At 71.5% G+C, this 16504-nt stretch carries 14 protein-coding genes and 1 riboswitch; of the genes, 6 read left to right on the top strand and 8 right to left on the bottom strand.

The features are described from left to right. Positions 1-8 precede the first annotated feature (8 nt). From C8N24_RS22735 to C8N24_RS22725, 3 genes are read right to left on the bottom strand one after another with little or no spacing between them, the layout of a single operon-like run. Positions 9-890: a hypothetical protein gene (locus C8N24_RS22735; RefSeq protein WP_121254434.1), complete on the bottom strand. Its 882-nt coding sequence runs from the start codon at positions 888-890 to the stop codon at positions 9-11. Continuing rightward, positions 871-2109, bottom strand: coding sequence for an amylo-alpha-1,6-glucosidase (locus tag C8N24_RS22730; RefSeq protein WP_121254432.1), 1239 nt, complete (start codon positions 2107-2109; stop codon positions 871-873). Before C8N24_RS22730 ends, C8N24_RS22735 begins: the two co-directional genes overlap by 20 nt. Beyond that, positions 2106-3086 (bottom strand): LacI family DNA-binding transcriptional regulator, encoded by a 981-nt coding sequence (locus C8N24_RS22725; RefSeq protein WP_170179328.1) that lies wholly within the window; start codon positions 3084-3086, stop codon positions 2106-2108. The genes C8N24_RS22730 and C8N24_RS22725 overlap by 4 nt, the downstream gene beginning before the upstream one ends. Before the next feature lie 162 nt (positions 3087-3248). Between C8N24_RS22725 and C8N24_RS22720 the strand changes: the two genes are divergently transcribed. The 5 genes from C8N24_RS22720 to C8N24_RS22700 all read left to right on the top strand — a co-directional run bounded on the left by C8N24_RS22720 (position 3249) and on the right by C8N24_RS22700 (position 8232). After that, a complete protein-coding gene (locus tag C8N24_RS22720; RefSeq protein WP_121254428.1) occupies positions 3249-3839 on the top strand; it encodes a response regulator transcription factor in 591 nt (196 codons plus the stop codon). Positions 3840-4112: 273 nt separating this feature from the next. Continuing rightward, positions 4113-5279: an ABC transporter substrate-binding protein gene (locus C8N24_RS22715; protein WP_170179327.1), complete on the top strand. Its 1167-nt coding sequence runs from the start codon at positions 4113-4115 to the stop codon at positions 5277-5279. Next, positions 5279-6202, top strand: a complete 924-nt coding sequence (locus C8N24_RS22710) for a carbohydrate ABC transporter permease (RefSeq protein ID WP_170179326.1) — start codon at positions 5279-5281, stop codon at positions 6200-6202. The genes C8N24_RS22715 and C8N24_RS22710 overlap by 1 nt, the downstream gene beginning before the upstream one ends. Before the next feature lie 6 nt (positions 6203-6208). After that, complete coding sequence (locus C8N24_RS22705) at positions 6209-7045, top strand: carbohydrate ABC transporter permease (protein ID WP_121254424.1); 837 nt, start codon at positions 6209-6211, stop codon at positions 7043-7045. 5 nt (positions 7046-7050) lie between these two features. Further along, positions 7051-8232: an ABC transporter ATP-binding protein gene (locus tag C8N24_RS22700; RefSeq protein ID WP_121254422.1), complete on the top strand. Its 1182-nt coding sequence runs from the start codon at positions 7051-7053 to the stop codon at positions 8230-8232. On the opposite strand, the gene C8N24_RS22695 is transcribed toward C8N24_RS22700, so the two are convergent. The 4 genes from C8N24_RS22695 to C8N24_RS22680 form a co-directional block, all read right to left on the bottom strand. After that, positions 8221-9711: an alpha-amylase family glycosyl hydrolase gene (locus C8N24_RS22695; RefSeq protein WP_121254420.1), complete on the bottom strand. Its 1491-nt coding sequence runs from the start codon at positions 9709-9711 to the stop codon at positions 8221-8223. The two genes, C8N24_RS22700 and C8N24_RS22695, sit on opposite strands and share 12 nt — an antisense overlap. A 235-nt stretch (positions 9712-9946) precedes the next feature. Next, positions 9947-11119 carry a hypothetical protein gene (locus C8N24_RS34230; protein ID WP_170179325.1) on the bottom strand — a complete coding sequence of 391 codons (1173 nt, stop codon included), beginning with the start codon at positions 11117-11119 and terminating at the stop codon, positions 9947-9949. Further along, the gene (locus C8N24_RS22685; RefSeq protein ID WP_121254418.1) at positions 11106-11657 is read right to left on the bottom strand and encodes an RNA polymerase sigma factor; all 552 of its coding nucleotides are present in this window, start codon (positions 11655-11657) and stop codon (positions 11106-11108) included. Before C8N24_RS22685 ends, C8N24_RS34230 begins: the two co-directional genes overlap by 14 nt. Before the next feature lie 35 nt (positions 11658-11692). Further along, on the bottom strand, positions 11693-12181 hold the full coding sequence (locus tag C8N24_RS22680; protein ID WP_121254416.1) for a PaaI family thioesterase: 489 nt from the start codon (positions 12179-12181) through the stop codon (positions 11693-11695). A gap of 19 nt (positions 12182-12200) precedes the next feature. After that, a riboswitch (cobalamin riboswitch) is annotated at positions 12201-12383 on the top strand. 61 nt (positions 12384-12444) lie between these two features. Between C8N24_RS22680 and metE the strand changes: the two genes are divergently transcribed. Beyond that, the gene (gene metE, locus C8N24_RS22675) at positions 12445-14652 is read left to right on the top strand and encodes a 5-methyltetrahydropteroyltriglutamate--homocysteine S-methyltransferase (RefSeq protein ID WP_121254414.1); all 2208 of its coding nucleotides are present in this window, start codon (positions 12445-12447) and stop codon (positions 14650-14652) included. A 52-nt stretch (positions 14653-14704) separates the two neighbouring features. Here the strand turns inward: metE and C8N24_RS22670 are convergent, their stop codons facing one another. Continuing rightward, positions 14705-16474 carry a purple acid phosphatase family protein gene (locus tag C8N24_RS22670; RefSeq protein WP_121254412.1) on the bottom strand — a complete coding sequence of 590 codons (1770 nt, stop codon included), beginning with the start codon at positions 16472-16474 and terminating at the stop codon, positions 14705-14707. Between the last annotated feature and the right edge of the window lie 30 nt (positions 16475-16504).

Below are 16504 nucleotides of genomic sequence, written 5' to 3'. Positions count from 1 at the left end.
CGGGTGTCCTAAACCGGCGAGAGCACGAGCGCCGTGTCGCGCACCGCTTCCAGCACCGCGGCGACCGCGTCGACGCCCGCCGCATCGGTCCGTGGAGGGAGGCCGAGCAGGGCGTGCCGGGCCTCGTGGTCGAGCCGCTCGAGCCCGCGCGGGGCGGGCTCGCGCTGGTCCGCGAGCTCCGGTGCGGTCGGCGGCGCGGCGAGCACCTCCTGCAGCCGTTCGTGGACGTATCGGGAGGCGCGCGGCGGGCAGTGGCAGCCGACGAAGACGTGCGCGAGGCGGATGTCGAGGCGTGTGGCGACGCCCTCGGCGACGAGTGCGGGCCACGGCAGCGCGCGGCCCAGCCGGGCGCGCAGCAGCTCGACGGCCACGCGCGTCGCCGGCGACCAGTCGGCGACGGCGCTGACCGCGGCGAACCCGCCCTCGACGCGGAGCGGGACGGCGCGCGGGCGGATCGGCGCGACCGGCTTGCGCGGGCCGTCGGGCAGCGGTAGCGCGAAGTCCGCGGGCGGCTCGCCGCTCATCCAGACGGCCGCGTTGCCGCGCGTGAACCAGCCGTCGCCCGCGATCTCCGCCGGCGCCTCGAACCGGGCGTGCAGGAGCCGGTCGAGGAAGCTCGGGCTGCGTTCCGTGCCGCGCGTGGGGTACGGCATCTCCGCCAAGACGGCGGCGACGAGCTCCAGGTGCGTCAACACCTCCTCGCGATCGCCCTCGGCCTGCCAGCTCGTGAACAGCCGCCCCGCGGACGACTCGCCCGCCGGACGCGTGACGTCCCAGAACGCGCGCTCGACGACCCGCAGCGGCGCGAGCGTGAGACCGTCGTGCGCCCCGACCCGGAACAGCAGCTTCGCGGTGAACGGCCCGGGCTCGTCAGCCCAGATGACCCGCACGGCCGTCCCAGTCGCGCTCGAGGGCGACCCGCGCGCCGACCGTCCAGGCCTGGACCGCGTTCGAGGACGCGATCGGCGCGACGCCGTCGTCCGTGACCGCGTACAGCTCGTGCGGGCTGCCGAGCCGGTCGAGCGCGGCGAGGACGCCGGTGCGGACGCGCTCGGCCTCCGCGGCGTAGCCCGCCGCGCGCAGCCCGCCCCAGCCCAGCCAGGAGTCGAACGGCCACACCGACCCACGGTGGTACGCGTCGGCGCGGAAGTTCCGGTCGGTCGCCGCGAGCGTGCGCAGCCCGAAGTCCGTGAGCACGTCCGGTGCGCAGAGCCGCTCGGCGTACCGCGCCGGCTCGTGGACGGCGTCGGCCCACAGCAGCCAGCCGAGCTGGGACCCGGCGCCGGGCACGACGACATCGGCGCCGGGCGGCAGGCCCGCGGCGGGCGACGAGCCGGCCATGCGCAGGTCGGCGCCGGCGGCGGGCGACGGGCCGGCCGGCGCCGCGTCGCACAGCGGCGACGCCTCGCCCGGGCGCGCTGGGCCGTCGCCGGCCTCGACGGCCATCGTCTCGAGCGGCAGCGCGGAGAGGCGCGACCGCAGGTCCTCGAGGCGGCGGGCCCAGGCCGGGTCGCCCGTCGCGGCGGACGTGGCGCGCAGGGCGGCGACGGCCACGGCCTGCGTGTCGACGTCGGCCAGCGGTGGCGCCGGGTTCGTGCCGTCGGCGCGCAGGAACCCGCCGCCGTTCTCGTCGGCGGCCGCGTCGATCGTGTCGCGCCAGCCCTGCTGGGAGAGGCCGAACTCGCCCGGGACGTGGCGGACGAGCCCGCCGCCGGCGTCGAGGACGCGCGCCAGCCAGTCGGCGGCGGCGCGGGCCGCCGGGCCCCACTCCCCCACGGCGCGGCTGAGCACGAGGAACCAGCAGGTCGCGTCGGCGGTGCCGTAGTAGGCGAACGGGCCGCCGTCCGGCCAGCCCGCCTCCACGAACGAGGGCGGCGGCGCGGCGCGGAACTCGTGGCCGATCTTGCCCGGCTCCTCGAGCGTCAGCGGGTCCAGCCGCGTGCCCTGCCGGGCGGCCAGCGCGGACAGCGTCGCGCGCGCCACCTCCGGGCGCACCGGCAGCAGCTGCAGCGCGGTGATCAGCGAGTCGCGGCCGAACAGGCAGTGGAAGCGGCCTGTGCCGGAGGAGGCGTAGACCCAGCCGTCGGGTGAGAGCAGGTCGTCGATCATGTCGTCCGCCGCTCCACGACCGTCAGCTCCTGCACCGCCTGGACCGGGTCGTGCACGCCGTGCTCGATCGCGGCGACCAGCAGGTCGGCGGCCAGCTCGCCGCTCTCGCGCAGCGGCTGGCGGATCGTGGTCAGCCCGACGATCTCGGCCAGGTCGACGTCGTCGAAGCCGATCACCGCGACGTCGTCGGGCACCCGCGCACCCAGCGCCTCGCACGCGCGCAGGACGCCGATGGCCTGCAGGTCGGACGTGGCGAAGATCGCGGTCGGCGGGGACGGCTGCTGGAGCAGCGAGCGGGTCAGCACGTCGGCCTCGTCGCGGTCGGGCACGCCGTAGCGCTCGAGCCGCGGGTCGAGCCGGATTCCGGCGCGATCAAGCGCACCACTGAATCCGCGCCTTCGATCCTCGGAGGACGTGAATCCGTAGGCGTTGGTGGGATGATCTCCCACGAATCCGATGCGGCTGTGCCCCTTCGCGAGCAGGTGCTCGGCGGCCAACTCGCCGCCGCGAACGTTGTCCACGACGACGCCGGGAAGTCGCGGGTGAGCCACGTCCAGCAGCACGGCCGGCAGGTCGTCACGCTGGAGGGCGTCGATCTCGTCGTCGAAGATCGGCAGCGACACCACGAGCAGGCCGGCGACGCGGTGGCGGTCGGCGAGGTCGCGCATCGCGTCCGCGCGCTGCTCGGGCGCCTCGATGTCGAACAGCAGCAGGTCGTACGCGCGTGCCCCGCCGCCCGAGAGCCGCGCGACCACGCCGCGCAGCCGCTCGATCACCGAATGGGTCGTGAAGAACGGCACCACGACGCCCACGGCGGTCGCGCGCCCCAGGGACAGCGTCCGCGCGGTCGCGTTGAGCCGGTAGCCGAGCTCATCCACGGCCGCGCGCACACGCGCGCGCGTGGGCTCGACCACCAGCGGGCTGTCGTTGAGCACGCGGGACACCGTCGCCGCGCTCACGCCGGCCCGACGCGCCACATCCCGGATCGTGGGCCCGCGGCCCCGCGTCGTCCCCATCGGCCCAGCAGCCTAAAGCCGCCCGCAAGCGAACGCGAGGCCACACGCTTGACAACGATCTCCCGCGATGATGGAGTCGCATGAAACCGGTTACATGAGGAGGTCCGGTGTGGTGACGATGCGATGACGGCGAGCGTGCGTCTGCTGGCGGTGGATCCCCACGAGCTGATCACGTGGGGCCTGCGCAGCGCGCTGACGCAGCAGCCGTGGGTCGAGCGCTGCCTGCAGGCCAACGACCTCCCCCAGGCCAACCGCCTCGCCGCGCGCTACACGCCGCACGTGATCCTGGTCGACGGCACGCTGGCCGACGGCGCGGAGTTCCACGACCTCCAGGAGGCCTCGCCCGCGAGCCGGCTCGTCGTGATGACCGAGCGCCCGTCGGTCCCCGCCCGCCTGCTGCACACGGTGCGCGCCTGCGGCTTCGTCTCGAAGTCGTGGGGCATCGAGGACATCGTCGCCGCGGTGCGCCTCGCGGGCCTGGGCCTCGGCCTGGCACCGCCCGAGCTGAGCGGCGACGTGCCCCGGCTCACCATGCGCGAGGAGCAGGTCCTGACGATGATCGCCAAGGGCGAGACCAACGATCAGATCGCGCTGGACCTCAAGCTCTCGCCGAACACGATCAAGCAGCACGCGAGCAGCGCGTACCGCAAGCTCGACGCCCACAACCGCACCGAAGCCGTCCGGCGCGCGCAGTTCCACGGGCTGATTACATGACGTTCATAGCCCATTCGGGTGCAAGGGGAGCACCGGTTCGTAGGACACAAGTTGCGAATGCCACAGGTTGGGGGTACACCCCCCTCGCGTAGCAAGTAGGGGGCAGCGCAAGCTGCTGAAACCTCGTCGTAGGAGACGGCGGAGGCTCCTCCGCCGGTCTTGGGGGAGAGGAGAGACATGAGGCGTGCGGGTCCAGGCGTAGCGGCTGTCGCAGCCGCCGCTTGCGCCATCGTCGTCGCGGGGTGCGGAGGCTCCGATGGCGGCACGGTCACCTTGAACTACGTCGGACCGCTCGATCCGGGTGGTACCAACGTCGCGGCCGCGAAGGAATGCAGCCAGCAGTCAGGCGGCAAGTACAAGATCGCCATGTTCCCCGTCGCCAACAGCGCAGACGCGACGCGCGAGCTGTTCGTGCGCCGTCTCGCCGCGGGCGACAAGAACATGGACATCATCAACATGGACACCATCTACACGCCGGAGTTCGCCGAGGCGGGATGGCTGACCGAGATGACGGGCGCGCAGAAGGAAGACGCGCTGCAGGACGTCCTCGAGGGTCCGGCGCAGTCGGTGACCTGGAAGGACAAGGTCTACGGCATCCCGACGAACACGAACGTCCAGCTGCTCTGGTACCGCAAGGACCTCGTGCCCAAGCCGCCCGAGACCTGGGACGAGATGATCGCGATGGCCAAGAAGCTGCCGCCGGGCGAGGGCAACATCCTCGAGCAGGGGCAGAAGTACGAGGGCTACGTCGTCTGGTTCAACAACCTCGTCGCCTCCGCGGGCGGGGAGATCGTCAACGAGGAAGGCGAGCCCGTCCTGAACGAGGCCGCGGTGAAGGCCGCGACGATCATCCGCGACGTCGCCCGCTCCGGCCGCGCCGACCCGTCCCTGTCCACCGCGCAGGAGGACCCCGCCCGCCTCGCGTTCGAAGCCGGCAAGGGCGCGTTCCTGCTCAACTGGCCGTACGTCTACGCCGCCGCCCGCGCGGACGCCGAGACGTCCGAGGTCACGGCGAAGGTCTTCAAGAACATGGGCTACGCCCGGTGGCCGGGGGTCAACAAGGGCGAGCCGAGCAAGGTCTCGATCGGCGGTGCCAACCTGGGCATCCCGAAGACGGGCAAGAACCCGAAGCTCGCCACCGAGGCCGCGCTGTGCATGACGAGCGAGAAGTGGCAGCGCCAGGAGGCCATCAAGGAAGGCCTGCCGCCCGTCATGAACGCGGTCTACGACGACGCGGAGGTCCGGAAGGTCTACCCGTTCGCCGACCTGCTCCGAGAGCAGCTCAAGGACTCCGTGGTGCGCCCGCCGACCCCGTCCTACTCGGACGTGACGCTCGCGATCCAGGACTCCCTGCACCCGCCGGCCTCGATCGACCCGCAGAAGTCGATCGACACGCTGCGTGACCGGCTCAAGACCCTCGCTGACGGAGGCATGTACTGATGGCCGTCGCCGCTCAGTCCAGCCAGAGCCCCGCTCCGGCCACCCAGCACTCAGGTCTGACCGATCGCGCCAAGGCCGAGCGCAAGCTCGCGTACATCCTCTGCGCACCCGCCGTCCTGGTGATGATGCTCGTCGCCGGGTTCCCGATCCTCTACGCCTTCTGGCTCTCGCTCCGGCGTGAGGACCTGCGGTTCCCGGACGCGGGCGAGTTCGTCGGGTTCTCCAACTACAGCGCGGTGCTCAGCTCGAGCACCTGGTGGAACGCCTTCGGCAACACCATGCTGATCACGGTCGTCTCCGTGGTCCTCGAGCTCGTCCTCGGCATGCTGATCGCGCAGGCCATGTACCGCGCGATCTTCGCCCGCACGGCGATCCGCGCGTCCGTGCTCGTGCCCTACGGCGCGGTCACGGTGGTCGCCGCGTTCGCGTGGCGCCTGGCCTTCGACCCGGCGACGGGCTTCGCGGTCGCGCTGTTCAACCTCGACACGCCGCCGCTGACGACCCACTGGGGGTCGATGTTCGTGATCATCACGGCGGAGGTCTGGAAGACGACGCCGTTCATCGCCCTGCTGCTGCTCGGCGGCCTGGCCCTGATCCCGGACGACCTCTACAAGGCCGCGAAGATGGACGGCGCGACCGCCTGGCAGCGCTTCGTGAAGATCACGCTGCCGCTGATCAAGCCCGCGTTGATGGTCGCGGTGCTGTTCCGCACGCTCGACGCGTTCCGGATCTATGACTCGCTGTTCATCATCACCCGTGGCGCCAACGACACGCAGTCGGTGTCGCTGCTGGGCTACGAGCAGCTGGTCAACCGCCTCAACCTGGGTCTCGGCTCCGCCGTCTCGATCCTGATCTTCGTCTGCGTGATGATCATCGCGTTCATCTTCTTCCGGTTCCTGGGCGCGAGCCCGGAGAGGAGGTAACGGGTCATGGACCAGTACACCCGCAACCAGAAGATCCTCTGGGCGATCGGCACCGTCGTCGTCCTCTTCTACGCGCTGATCCCCGTCGCGTGGATCCTGTCGCCGTCGCTCAAGACGCCGGAGACGATCGGCGACCAGAGCTTCTTCCCGTCGGACGTCACGTTCGACAACTACAGCGCCGTGTTCGAGGAGGGTCTCGGCTTCAACCGCGCGCTGCTGAACTCGATCGGCATCGCGCTGATCACGACCGTGCTCGCGCTCGCCTTCGCCTCGATGGCGGCCTACGCGATCACCCGCCTGGAGTTCCCGGGCAAGACGCTGATCCTGGCCGGCGCGCTGGCCGTCTCGATGTTCCCGGCGATCTCGGTCGTCGGCGGTCTGTTCAACGTCTGGCGGGTGGTCGGCCTCTACGACACGTGGCCCGGCCTGATCCTGCCCTACCTGTCGTTCGCGCTGCCGTTGTCGATCTACACGCTCTCGGCGTTCTTCAGAGAGATCCCCTGGGATCTGGAGAAAGCCGCGCAGATGGACGGCGCGACCGGCATGCAGGCCTTCCGGCGCGTGATCCTGCCGTTGGCCATGCCGGGCGTGTTCACGGCGGGCATCCTGGCCTTCATCGCGGCCTGGAACGACTTCCTGTTCGCGAACGTGCTGACGTCCACCGACGCCGCGCGCACCGCTCCGGTCGCGCTGTCGTTCTTCCGCGGCGCCTCGCAGTTCACCGATCCCTCGGGAGCGATCGCCGCCGGCGCGGTGGTCGTGACCATCCCGATCCTGATCATGGTCCTGATCTTCCAGCGGCGAATCGTGTCCGGCCTGACGTCCGGCGCGGTCAAGGGGTAATCCAGATGGCTGACATCGTTCTCGACCACGTCTCCAAGACGTACTCGGACGGCTACACGGCCGTGAAGGACCTCAACCTCGAGATCGCCGACGGCGAGTTCATGATCCTCGTCGGCCCGTCGGGCTGCGGGAAGTCGACCGCGTTGAACATGATCGCGGGGCTCGAGGACATCTCGTCCGGCGAGCTGCGGATCGGCGGCGAGGTCGTCAACAAGAAGGCGCCGCGCGACCGCGACATCGCGATGGTGTTCCAGTCCTACGCGCTGTATCCGCACATGACCGTGCGCGACAACATCGCGTTCGCGCTGAAGCTGGCGAAGCGGCCGAAGGAGGAGATCGACGCCAAGGTCAACGAGGCGGCCGAGATCCTCGACCTGCAGAACCACCTCGAGCGCAAGCCGGCGAACCTGTCCGGCGGCCAGCGCCAGCGCGTGGCCATGGGCCGCGCGATCGTGCGCAACCCGAAGGCGTTCCTGATGGACGAGCCGCTGTCGAACCTGGACGCGAAGCTGCGCGTGCAGATGCGGGCCGAGGTGGCGCGCATCCAGCACCGCCTGAACACCACCACGGTCTACGTCACCCACGACCAGACCGAGGCCATGACGCTGGGCGACCGCGTGGCGATCATGCTGCACGGCGAGCTCCAGCAGGTGGCCTCGCCGATGGAGCTCTACAACACGCCGCGCAACCTCTTCGTGGCCGGGTTCATCGGTTCGCCGGGCATGAACTTCCTGCCGGCGACGATCGACAACGGGGTCGCGAAGCTGCCGATGGTCGACGTCAAGCTCCCGCAGGAGATCGCCGACCGGATCGGCCGCGTGGAGCCGGGCAAGCAGCTGATCGCGGGCGTGCGCCCCGAGGACTTCGAGGACGCACGCCACGTGGGCACCGACCAGCGCGCCCGCGGCACCACGTTCAAGACCAAGTTCGACCTGGTCGAGGCGATGGGCGCCGAGTACTACGTGCACTTCAGCGCGGGCGACAACACCATCGAGTCCTCGCAGGTCGACGACCTGATGGCCGACGCGGGCGGCGTGGCCGAGCTCTCGGATCAGGGCGCGGTGGTCGTCGCCCGGCTCGACGCCGAGTCCAAGGTGCGGGTGGGCGAGGAGACCGAGGTCTGGGTCGACGCCACCAAGCTGCACTTCTTCGACGCCGAGTCCGGCAACAACGTCTCAGCGGCGTAGTCGCAGGATGAGCGCCTCGCTGGGTCCCAGCGAGGCGCTCTCCGCCTGCCTGGCCGGGTCGCTGCTGAGCACGAGCGTCCCGTCGACGGCGAACGGGACCTCGTCGGCGGTGAAGTTGACCGCGACCAGGTACGTGTCGTCGCGCGTCCAGGCGACGATGCCCGGGCCGGCGTCGTAGGGCGCCTGCTCGCCGGTGAGCTGCGGGCGCAGCCTCGCCAGCGCCTTCGTCAGGTTCAGCGTGGACGCCGGGTCGTCGGCCTGGGCCTGCGCGTTCAGCGTGGCGGCGTCGTCGACGAACGGCAGCCAGGCGTCGTCCGCCGTGGTGAAGCCGTAGCCGGGCGCGTCCGGGGTCCACGGGATCGGCGCGCGCTCGGGGTCGCGGCCGTCGACGTCGACGACGCGGTCGGGCGGGATCTGCGCGTCGGGCAGGGCGAGCTCCTCGCCCTGGTAGATGAACGGCGTGCCCTTGAGCGCGTAGAGCATCACGAGGATGGCCCGTGCGCGCGGGGCGCCGAGGCCGTCGTGGTCGAAGCGGCTGCGCGGGCGGTGGTTGTCGTGGTTGGCGAGGAACCACGCCGGCCAGGCGTGATCTTCGGCCAGCCGCTCGAAGTCGGCGATCGAGGTGGCGTACGCCTCCGCGTCCCACGGCTGGTCGATGAAGACGAAGTTGTGCGCCATGTGCAGCTGGTCGCCGTACTCGAGGTAGGCGACGACGCGGTGCAGGTCGTCGAGCGCCACCTCCCCCACGATCATCCGGTCCTCGTACTCGTCGACGACCTTGCGGATGCCGCGCAGCCGCTCGTGGATCGACTCCCAGTCCTCGTCGTGGCGGCGGTGCGAGCCGACGTGGTCGCGCAGCAGCGGGTCCTTGGCGATCTTGGCGATCGCGTCCAGGCGCAGGCCGTCCACGCCGCGGTCCATCCAGAAGCGGATCACGTCGTGCATCGCGCGTTCGACCTCGGGGTTGTCCCAGTTGAGGTCGGGTTGCTCGGGCATGAAGCTGTGCAGGTAGTACTGCTGCGTGGTCTCGTCGAACGTCCAGGCGGGGCCGCACGCGGTGAACACCGACATCCAGTCGTTGGGCTCGTCGCGCCAGACGTACCAGTCGCGCTTGGGGTTGTCCTTCGAGCTCCGCGACTCCAGGAACCACGGGTGCCGGTTGGAGCTGTGGTTCGGGACCCAGTCGAGGATGAGCTTGATGCCGCGGCCGTGGGCCTCGGCGATCAGCTCGTCCAGGTCGGCGAGCGTGCCGAACACCGGGTCGACGTCGCAGTAGTCGGCGACGTCGTAGCCGAAGTCGGCCATCGGCGAGGGGAAGATCGGGCTCAGCCAGATCCCCTCGACCTGGAGGGCGGCGAGGTGGTCCAGCTTGGACGTGATGCCCTTGAGGTCCCCCACCCCGTCGCCGTTGGAGTCCGCGAACGAACGCGGATAGATCTGGTAGATGGCGCCCCGCTGCCACCAGGCCGGCTCGGACATGCGGCCGATTATGCTCAGTCCATGCGTGCCTTGGTCGCAACGACGGTCGCGATGGTCATCGCCGGGATCGTCGTCTGGGTGCTGTGGAGCGATTCGACGGCCGGCGAGGGCATCGCCCTGTCGCTCGTCGGCATCGCGTCGGTGATCGCCGTGTCGATGGTGTTCTTCGTCGTTGGACGCTCCGAGGACGCGGAGCGCGCGGCCGAGGCGGCCGCGCGCGACGAGCGTCAGCCGGCTACGGACGACGGGCCGGAGGCGCCTGATCCGTCCGGCGAGGCGCATCCGCGGCCGGCGCTTGATCGTCGGCGGCCTTTGCCGCCGCGTCGGCCCAGTTAGCGGCCGTGACCCGCTTGACGTCGTAGTCGATGCGGACGTCCGGCTCCTTGCCGGGGACCCCACCCTCGAACTTCTGCGGGATGCCGGTCTCGGCGTCGATGTACAGGCTCTCGGCGTAGCCGTCGGGGAAGTCGGTGGAGGTGAGCTTGAGCAGCTTGCCCTCCTCGCGGGTCTTCAGCGTGTCGATCGTGGCGAGCAGCCTCATCACGCCCGCGCGGACGTCCTTGCGCCCGGCGCCGGCCAGCAAGGCGTCCATCGAGGCCGTCCAGACGTGGTTGGACTCGACCGAGCGGCTGACCTTCGGGGCGTTGGGGCTGAGCGCCAGGTCCATCTCACGGCGTGCCTTGTCGGCGGGCAGGTCGGTGGCCTTGATCGCCGCCTCCATCAGCGGTCCCTGGAAGCTGTCGCTGGTGAGCCCGGACACCTTCAGCTCCTCCTTCGTCGAGCCGTAGTAGTAGCGGCCGTCGTCGAGGTACAGGTCGTAGCCCGGGACCGGGTCGTCGTCCGGGTACCGCTGGGTGCGGATCACGAGCGTGGCGTCGCCCTTGGGGTCCGGCTCCTGCGCGATCTCCTGCGAGAGCCGCACGAGCGGCGCCTCGACGACCGGTGCGGGCGTGACGGGCGCCGCGAACCGCTCGTTCGGCGCGTCCGTGTTCGGCCAGGCGACCGCGAGCGTCGCGGCCACCAGCACCGCGGCCGAGGCGAACGCGAGCCGCGGGCGCCAGGCCGCGCGACGGGCCCGCGCGGCCTCGGCGCGACGCTCGCGGCGGCCCAGCCGCGGCCGGCGCGGCCGGGAGGCGCGCGGCGCGGTGTCGCCGAGCTCGGCCGCCGCACGGCGGCGCAGCGCGGCGTAGGCGTCGTCGTCGGCGGCCGCGGGGCGGCCGGGGGCGGCGTCGGCGAACGCGCGGCCCGGGGCGGCGCTGTCAAGCTCGCGGCCCGGCGCGGCGTGGCCGGGCTTGGCGGTCTCCTCCGGCCGTGCGGCCATGTGCGCGAGCAGCGCGGCGCGTGCGGTCGCGGTGTCCGGCTCGGGCACGGCCGGCTGGGCCTCCTTCAGCCACTCAAGCTCGTTCATCGCGGGTCCTCTCGAGGTGGGTGCGCAGCAGGGTGCGGGCGCGGTGGATGCGGGACCGGACGGTGCCGACGGGCACGCCGGTCGCGTGGGCGATCTCGGTGTAGGTGAGCTCCGCCCAGGCGTGCAGGAGCAAGGCGTCGCGGTCGGCGGGAGCGACCGTCGCCAACGCGGCGGCCAGGGCGGGGCCGAGCGCGGCGGCTTCGACGCGGCCGAGCGCCGCGTCCTCGAAGCCGCCCTCACGGGTGACCGGGGGTGCCGAGGCACGGGCGGCGTCGCGGAAGAACCGCCGCAGCAGGTTCGTGGCGATGCCGTACAGCCAGGGCCGGGCGTCGTCGTAGCGCGGGTCGTACTTGGCGCGCTCGTCGAACGCGATCCGGAACGTCTCCGCGGCGAGGTCCTCCCCCACCGACGGTGCCCGGCTCGTGCAGTAGCGGTGGATGGCCGCCCAGTGGCGGTCGAACACGGCGGCGAACGCGGCCGGGTCCGTCAGGGACGCGGCGATCAGCCTCGCGTCCGGTCTTTCGAGCGTGGACAACACTGCCCGCTCATTGCCACCGGACGCGGAAACGGTTCTCAGAGGATCAAGCAGCTGGTGGTCCCGTGCGCGAACAGTCGCTCATCGTCGCCCTCCGCGTACAGGCGTCCCTCGGCGGTCGCCAGCTTGCGCCCGACGTGCACGACCTTCGCGTCCGCCAGCACCCGGCCGGTGCGGTCGCTCATCGCGCGCAGGTAGCGGACCTGGAGATCGGTCGTCGTGTAGCGCTGCCCCGCCGCGAGCATCGTGTGGATCGCGCACCCGAGCGCCGAGTCCAGCAGCGTGGCCGCGACGCCGCCGTGCACCGACCCGATCGGGTTGTACATCCACTCCGTCGGCTCGACCGCGAAGACGACGCGCCCCGGCTCCACCAGCGCGATCTCGAAGTCCAGCAGCGACGCGATCGGCGGGGGTGGCAGCTCGCCCGCGGCGATCTTGCGGATGGCGTCGATCCCGGGCAGCTCGGCCGCGGCCTGCGCCGTGGCCATCGGATCGGCCCAGGTGAACGTGCGGGCGCGTTGCGTCATGCAACCCAGCCTAGCCGGTAGGCTTCGCCCCGGAGTCGATCGCACCCGAAGCAACGGGTCAGGGAATCCGGTTCAGAATCCGGAGCTGGCGCGCAGCGGTGGGGACGTGCGACGCGGCCACACGCCACTGGGCACATGCCTGGGAAGGCGGCCGCCTCGATCGCGTCCAAGCCCGAAGACCTGTCGACTCCGCCCCGACCGGGGCACCGACAACCGCGGCCTCGCGAGCATGGGCCGCTCGGATCATCAGGAGCAGGATCTTCATGGCACGTACTGCCGTTCTCGGGCTACCGCGCGTGGGGCCCGACCGCGAGCTGAAGTTCGCGCTGGAGGCCTTCTGGGCCGGCCGCGACGACGCCGAGGCGCTGGAGGCGACGGCGCGCGAGCTGCGCCGCGCGGGCTGGGAGCAGGCCGCCGCGGCCGGGATCGACGTCGTCCCGTCCGGCGACTTCAGCTTCTACGACCAGATGCTCGACACCGCGTGGGCGCTCGGCGTGGTCGACGGCGAGACGCTGGAGGACTACTTCGCCCACGCCCGCGGCACCGCGACGCGGCCGCCGCTGGAGATGACGAAGTGGTTCGACACGAACTACCACTACCTCGTGCCCGAGCTGCGCGCCGACCAGCCCTTCGCGCTGCGTGCCGAGCACTGGACCGGCCCGCTGCGCGAGGCCGCCGCGCTGGGCCTCATGACGCGGCCGGTCGTGATCGGCCCGTACACGTTCCTGCGGCTGTCGAAGGGCACGAAGCCGCCGCTCTCCGCGCTCGTCCCGGTCTACGCGGAGCTGCTGCGCGAGCTCGCCGCCGCCGGCGCGACCGAGGTCCAGCTCGACGAGCCCGGCCTCGCGCTCGACGACGTCCCGGCGGCCGAGTACGCCGAGGCGTTCGCCGAGCTCACCAGGGCACCGATCGACCTCTGCCTCGCGACCTACTTCGCCCCGGCGGACCCGGTCGTCTTCACGCTGCCCGCGGCCGAGCTGCACCTCGACCTCGTGCGGGCCCCGCAGCAGCTCGGCGCCGCGCTGCGCGCCGTCACCGGGCGGCTCTCGCTCGGCGTGATCGACGGCCGCAACGTGTGGGCGGCCGACCTGGACGTCGCGCTGGAGCGCATCGACGCCGCGGTCGCCGCCCTCGGCACCGACCGCGTGACGGTCGCGCCGTCGTGCTCGCTGCTGCACGTGCCCTACTCGGCCGCGCGTGAGACCGGGCTGGACGCGGAGATCCGCCCGTGGCTCGCGTTCCGCGACGAGAAGCTCGCCGAGCTGCGCACGCTGGCGGCCGCGCTCGACGGCGACCGCGACGCGCTGCTCGCCCCCGCGCGTGCCGTCGTCAGCGCCCGGCGCACGTCCGGTCACACCAACGACCCGGCCGTCCGCGGGCGCGCCGGGGGTCTCTCCCCCGCCGACTACGCCCGCAGCGCGCCCTTCCCGGAGCGCCACGCCGCGCAGCGCGCGCGGGTCCCGCTGCCCGAGCTGCCCACGACCACGATCGGCTCGTTCCCGCAGACGCCGGAGATCCGGGCCGCGCGGCGTGACCTGAAGGCCGGCACGCTCGCGCCGGAGGCCTACGAGCGCTTCCTGCGCGCGCAGATCGCCGAGGTCGTCAGCCACCAGGAGCAGGTCGGCCTGGACGTGCTCGTCCACGGCGAGCCCGAGCGCAACGACATGGTCGAGTACTTCGGCGAGCAGCTGGACGGGTTCGCGTTCTCGCGGTTCGGCTGGGTGCAGTCGTACGGATCGCGCTGCGTGAAGCCACCGATCCTGTACGGCGACGTCTCGCGCCCGCAGCCGATGACCGTCCGCTGGTGGCAGCACGCGCAGTCCCTGACCGAGAAGCCGATGAAGGGCATGCTCACCGGCCCGGTGACGATCCTGCAGTGGTCGTTCGTGCGCGACGACCAGCCGCGCGGGGAGACGTGCACGCAGCTCGCGCTCGCGATCCAGGACGAGGTCCGCGACCTCGAGGCCGCCGGCGCGTTCGCGATCCAGGTCGACGAGGCCGCGCTCCGTGAGGGCCTGCCGCTCCGGCGCGCGGACCAGGACGCCTACGTCCGCTGGGCCGTCGACGCCTTCCGGCTGACGGTCGCGACCGCCCGGCCGGACACCCAGATCCACACCCACATGTGCTACTCGGAGTTCAACGAGATGATGGAGCACATCGTGCGCCTGGACGCCGACGTGCTGTCGATCGAGGCCTCCCGCTCGGACATGGAGGTGCTCGACGCGTTCGCCGGCGAGCTCGACTACCCGAACGAGATCGGGCCGGGCCTGTACGACATCCACTCGCCCCGGATCCCGTCCGTCGAGGAGCTCGAGCGCCTGCTGGAGCTCGCCGAGCGGCGGGTCGGGCGCGAGCGGCTGTGGGTGAACCCGGACTGTGGCCTGAAGACCCGCGGCTGGGCCGAGGTGCGCCCGGCCCTCACCCACCTCGTGGCCGCGGCGCAGCGGCGGCGCGCCGCCGTGCGCGTCTGAACGCCCGCGACGGGCCCGCCCCACGCAGGGGCGGGCCCGCCCGAGACGGCGACTACGGGGTCGTCGTCGAGAGCGTCAGCGTCAGCGGCTTCGAGTAGGAGCCGGTGCGCAGCGCCTCGTCGGCGCCGATGGTCTGCTTGAACTGCAGGTTGAGCTTGTCGTTGGCGACCGGCCCGGCCCAGGTGTGCAGCGCGGACGGCGTGCCCGTGACCGGGGCGAAGGCGCCGTTCACGGCCGCCTCGAGCGGCTGCGCGAGCGCGAACGTGCCGTTGACGAGCTTGCCCGGCTGGTTCGTCGACGGGTCGACGACGGACAGCGTGGCCTCGGCCGCGGTGCTGGTGACCGTGACCTCGGTGGTGGCCTCGTAGCTCTTGCCGACCCCTGGGATGAAGGCGCCGAGCGTGCCGGGCGTGCCCAGCGAGAGCGAGAGCGTGTTCGGGACCGAGCCGCCGACGTTGGCGGGCTTGGTGCTCTCGAGGTTCTCCGTGATCACCTTCGGGCCGGTGGCCGGCTTGGAGATCGTGAAGTCGTCGTAGAGCTTGCCCGTGGCGTCCTTGGACTTGTACTTGAGCGTCTCGCCGTCGACGGAGATCACCTGGAACAGCTGGGTGTTCATGCCGATCTTCTTGGCGATGGCGCCGTTGGACGTCCAGTTGAGATCGTTGGCCTCGTACATCTTCGGCCCGGAGACGGAGACGACGTAGATCGACGTGCCGGTCTGGGTCGTGGTGCCCTCGGCCATGTTGCCGCGGCCGTAGGAGTGGTCGTGGCCCTGGAGGACCAGGTCGACGCCGTACTTCTCGAACACCGGCAGCCACGAAGCGCGCTGGGACGGGTTGTTCCGGCCTTCGGCCGTCGAGAACATCGGGTGGTGGAAGGTCGCGACCGTCCACTTGTTCGGGTTGTTCTGCAGCACGCTCTCGAGCCAGGCGCGCTGGATCTCGAGGAACTCCGGGCGCAGCGCGGAGGCCACGGCCGAGACGTTCGAGTTGAGCGCGATGAAGCGCACGCCCTGGTAGTCCGTGTAGAACACGGTGCCCTTGAGCGCGTCGATGACGGCGGGCGTGCCCTGCGTCGGGCCGTTGTCCGGGAACGCGAACTGCGTGCGCCAGTACGGCGCCAGCGTCGTGCCGGAGTACTCGTGGTTGCCGGGCACGGCGATCGACGGCTTCATGCCGTTCACGAAGCCCGCGGCCTTGAACCACTCGCCCCACTGGCCGTCGTTGTTCGACGTGTCGACGAGGTCGCCGGCGTGGACGAAGAGCTTGGCCTCCGGCGCGTCCATGTAGGACTTGCGGACGAGGCGGCTCCAGTGCTCCTGGATGTCGTTCTGCGCGTCGCCGTAGTAGACGAACGAGAACGGCTCGGCCGTGGCCGCAGCGGTCTCGAACTCGTACCACTCGCTCCAGTTCGTGCCGTCGCCGAGACGGTAGAGGTACTGCGTCTTCGGCTCGAGGCCCGTGAACCGCACCGTGTGGAACACGGTCTCGGCACCAAGGCTCGAGGTCTGCTGGACGTTGCGCGTGGCGAGGACCGTCGTCGCGCTCGACTTGAAGCCCGGCCCCCCGGCGGACTTCGCGATCTGCGCCTGAGCGGTCTTGACGGTCGTGTCCGTACGCCACGTGACCGACTGCGAGTTCGACGGGTCGGCCTCGTGCGTGAGCACGATGCGGTCCGCCAGCGTGGTCGGCTTGTGCTTCTCCGCGGCCGGGTAGGCCGGGGTCGGTTCGCTCTGAGACTGCGCGACGTTGATGCCTGCCGCGAACAGCGCCGCGGTGAGCGCGGCGCCGAGAAGCGCCCGGTGTGCAACCGGTGCGTTCATGACCCTCCTTGGGTGATCGTTCGGTGTGAC

This window comes from Solirubrobacter pauli, from assembly GCF_003633755.1.
Classification (GTDB): domain Bacteria; phylum Actinomycetota; class Thermoleophilia; order Solirubrobacterales; family Solirubrobacteraceae; genus Solirubrobacter; species Solirubrobacter pauli.
Note: the sequence above shows the minus strand (reverse complement) of the source record. Positions and strands in the feature narration are given on the sequence as shown.

Coding starts and splice junctions, on each gene's coding strand:
- C8N24_RS22720 (WP_121254428.1), top strand. CDS start 3,249: ATGACGGCGAGCGTGCGTCTGCTGGCGGTGGATCCCCACGAGCTGATC.
- C8N24_RS22700 (WP_121254422.1), top strand. CDS start 7,051: ATGGCTGACATCGTTCTCGACCACGTCTCCAAGACGTACTCGGACGGC.
- C8N24_RS22705 (WP_121254424.1), top strand. CDS start 6,209: ATGGACCAGTACACCCGCAACCAGAAGATCCTCTGGGCGATCGGCACC.
- metE (WP_121254414.1), top strand. CDS start 12,445: ATGGCACGTACTGCCGTTCTCGGGCTACCGCGCGTGGGGCCCGACCGC.
- C8N24_RS22680 (WP_121254416.1), bottom strand. CDS start 12,181: ATGACGCAACGCGCCCGCACGTTCACCTGGGCCGATCCGATGGCCACG.
- C8N24_RS22710 (WP_170179326.1), top strand. CDS start 5,279: ATGGCCGTCGCCGCTCAGTCCAGCCAGAGCCCCGCTCCGGCCACCCAG.
- C8N24_RS22670 (WP_121254412.1), bottom strand. CDS start 16,474: ATGAACGCACCGGTTGCACACCGGGCGCTTCTCGGCGCCGCGCTCACC.
- C8N24_RS22695 (WP_121254420.1), bottom strand. CDS start 9,711: ATGTCCGAGCCGGCCTGGTGGCAGCGGGGCGCCATCTACCAGATCTAT.
- C8N24_RS34230 (WP_170179325.1), bottom strand. CDS start 11,119: ATGAACGAGCTTGAGTGGCTGAAGGAGGCCCAGCCGGCCGTGCCCGAG.
- C8N24_RS22730 (WP_121254432.1), bottom strand. CDS start 2,109: ATGATCGACGACCTGCTCTCACCCGACGGCTGGGTCTACGCCTCCTCC.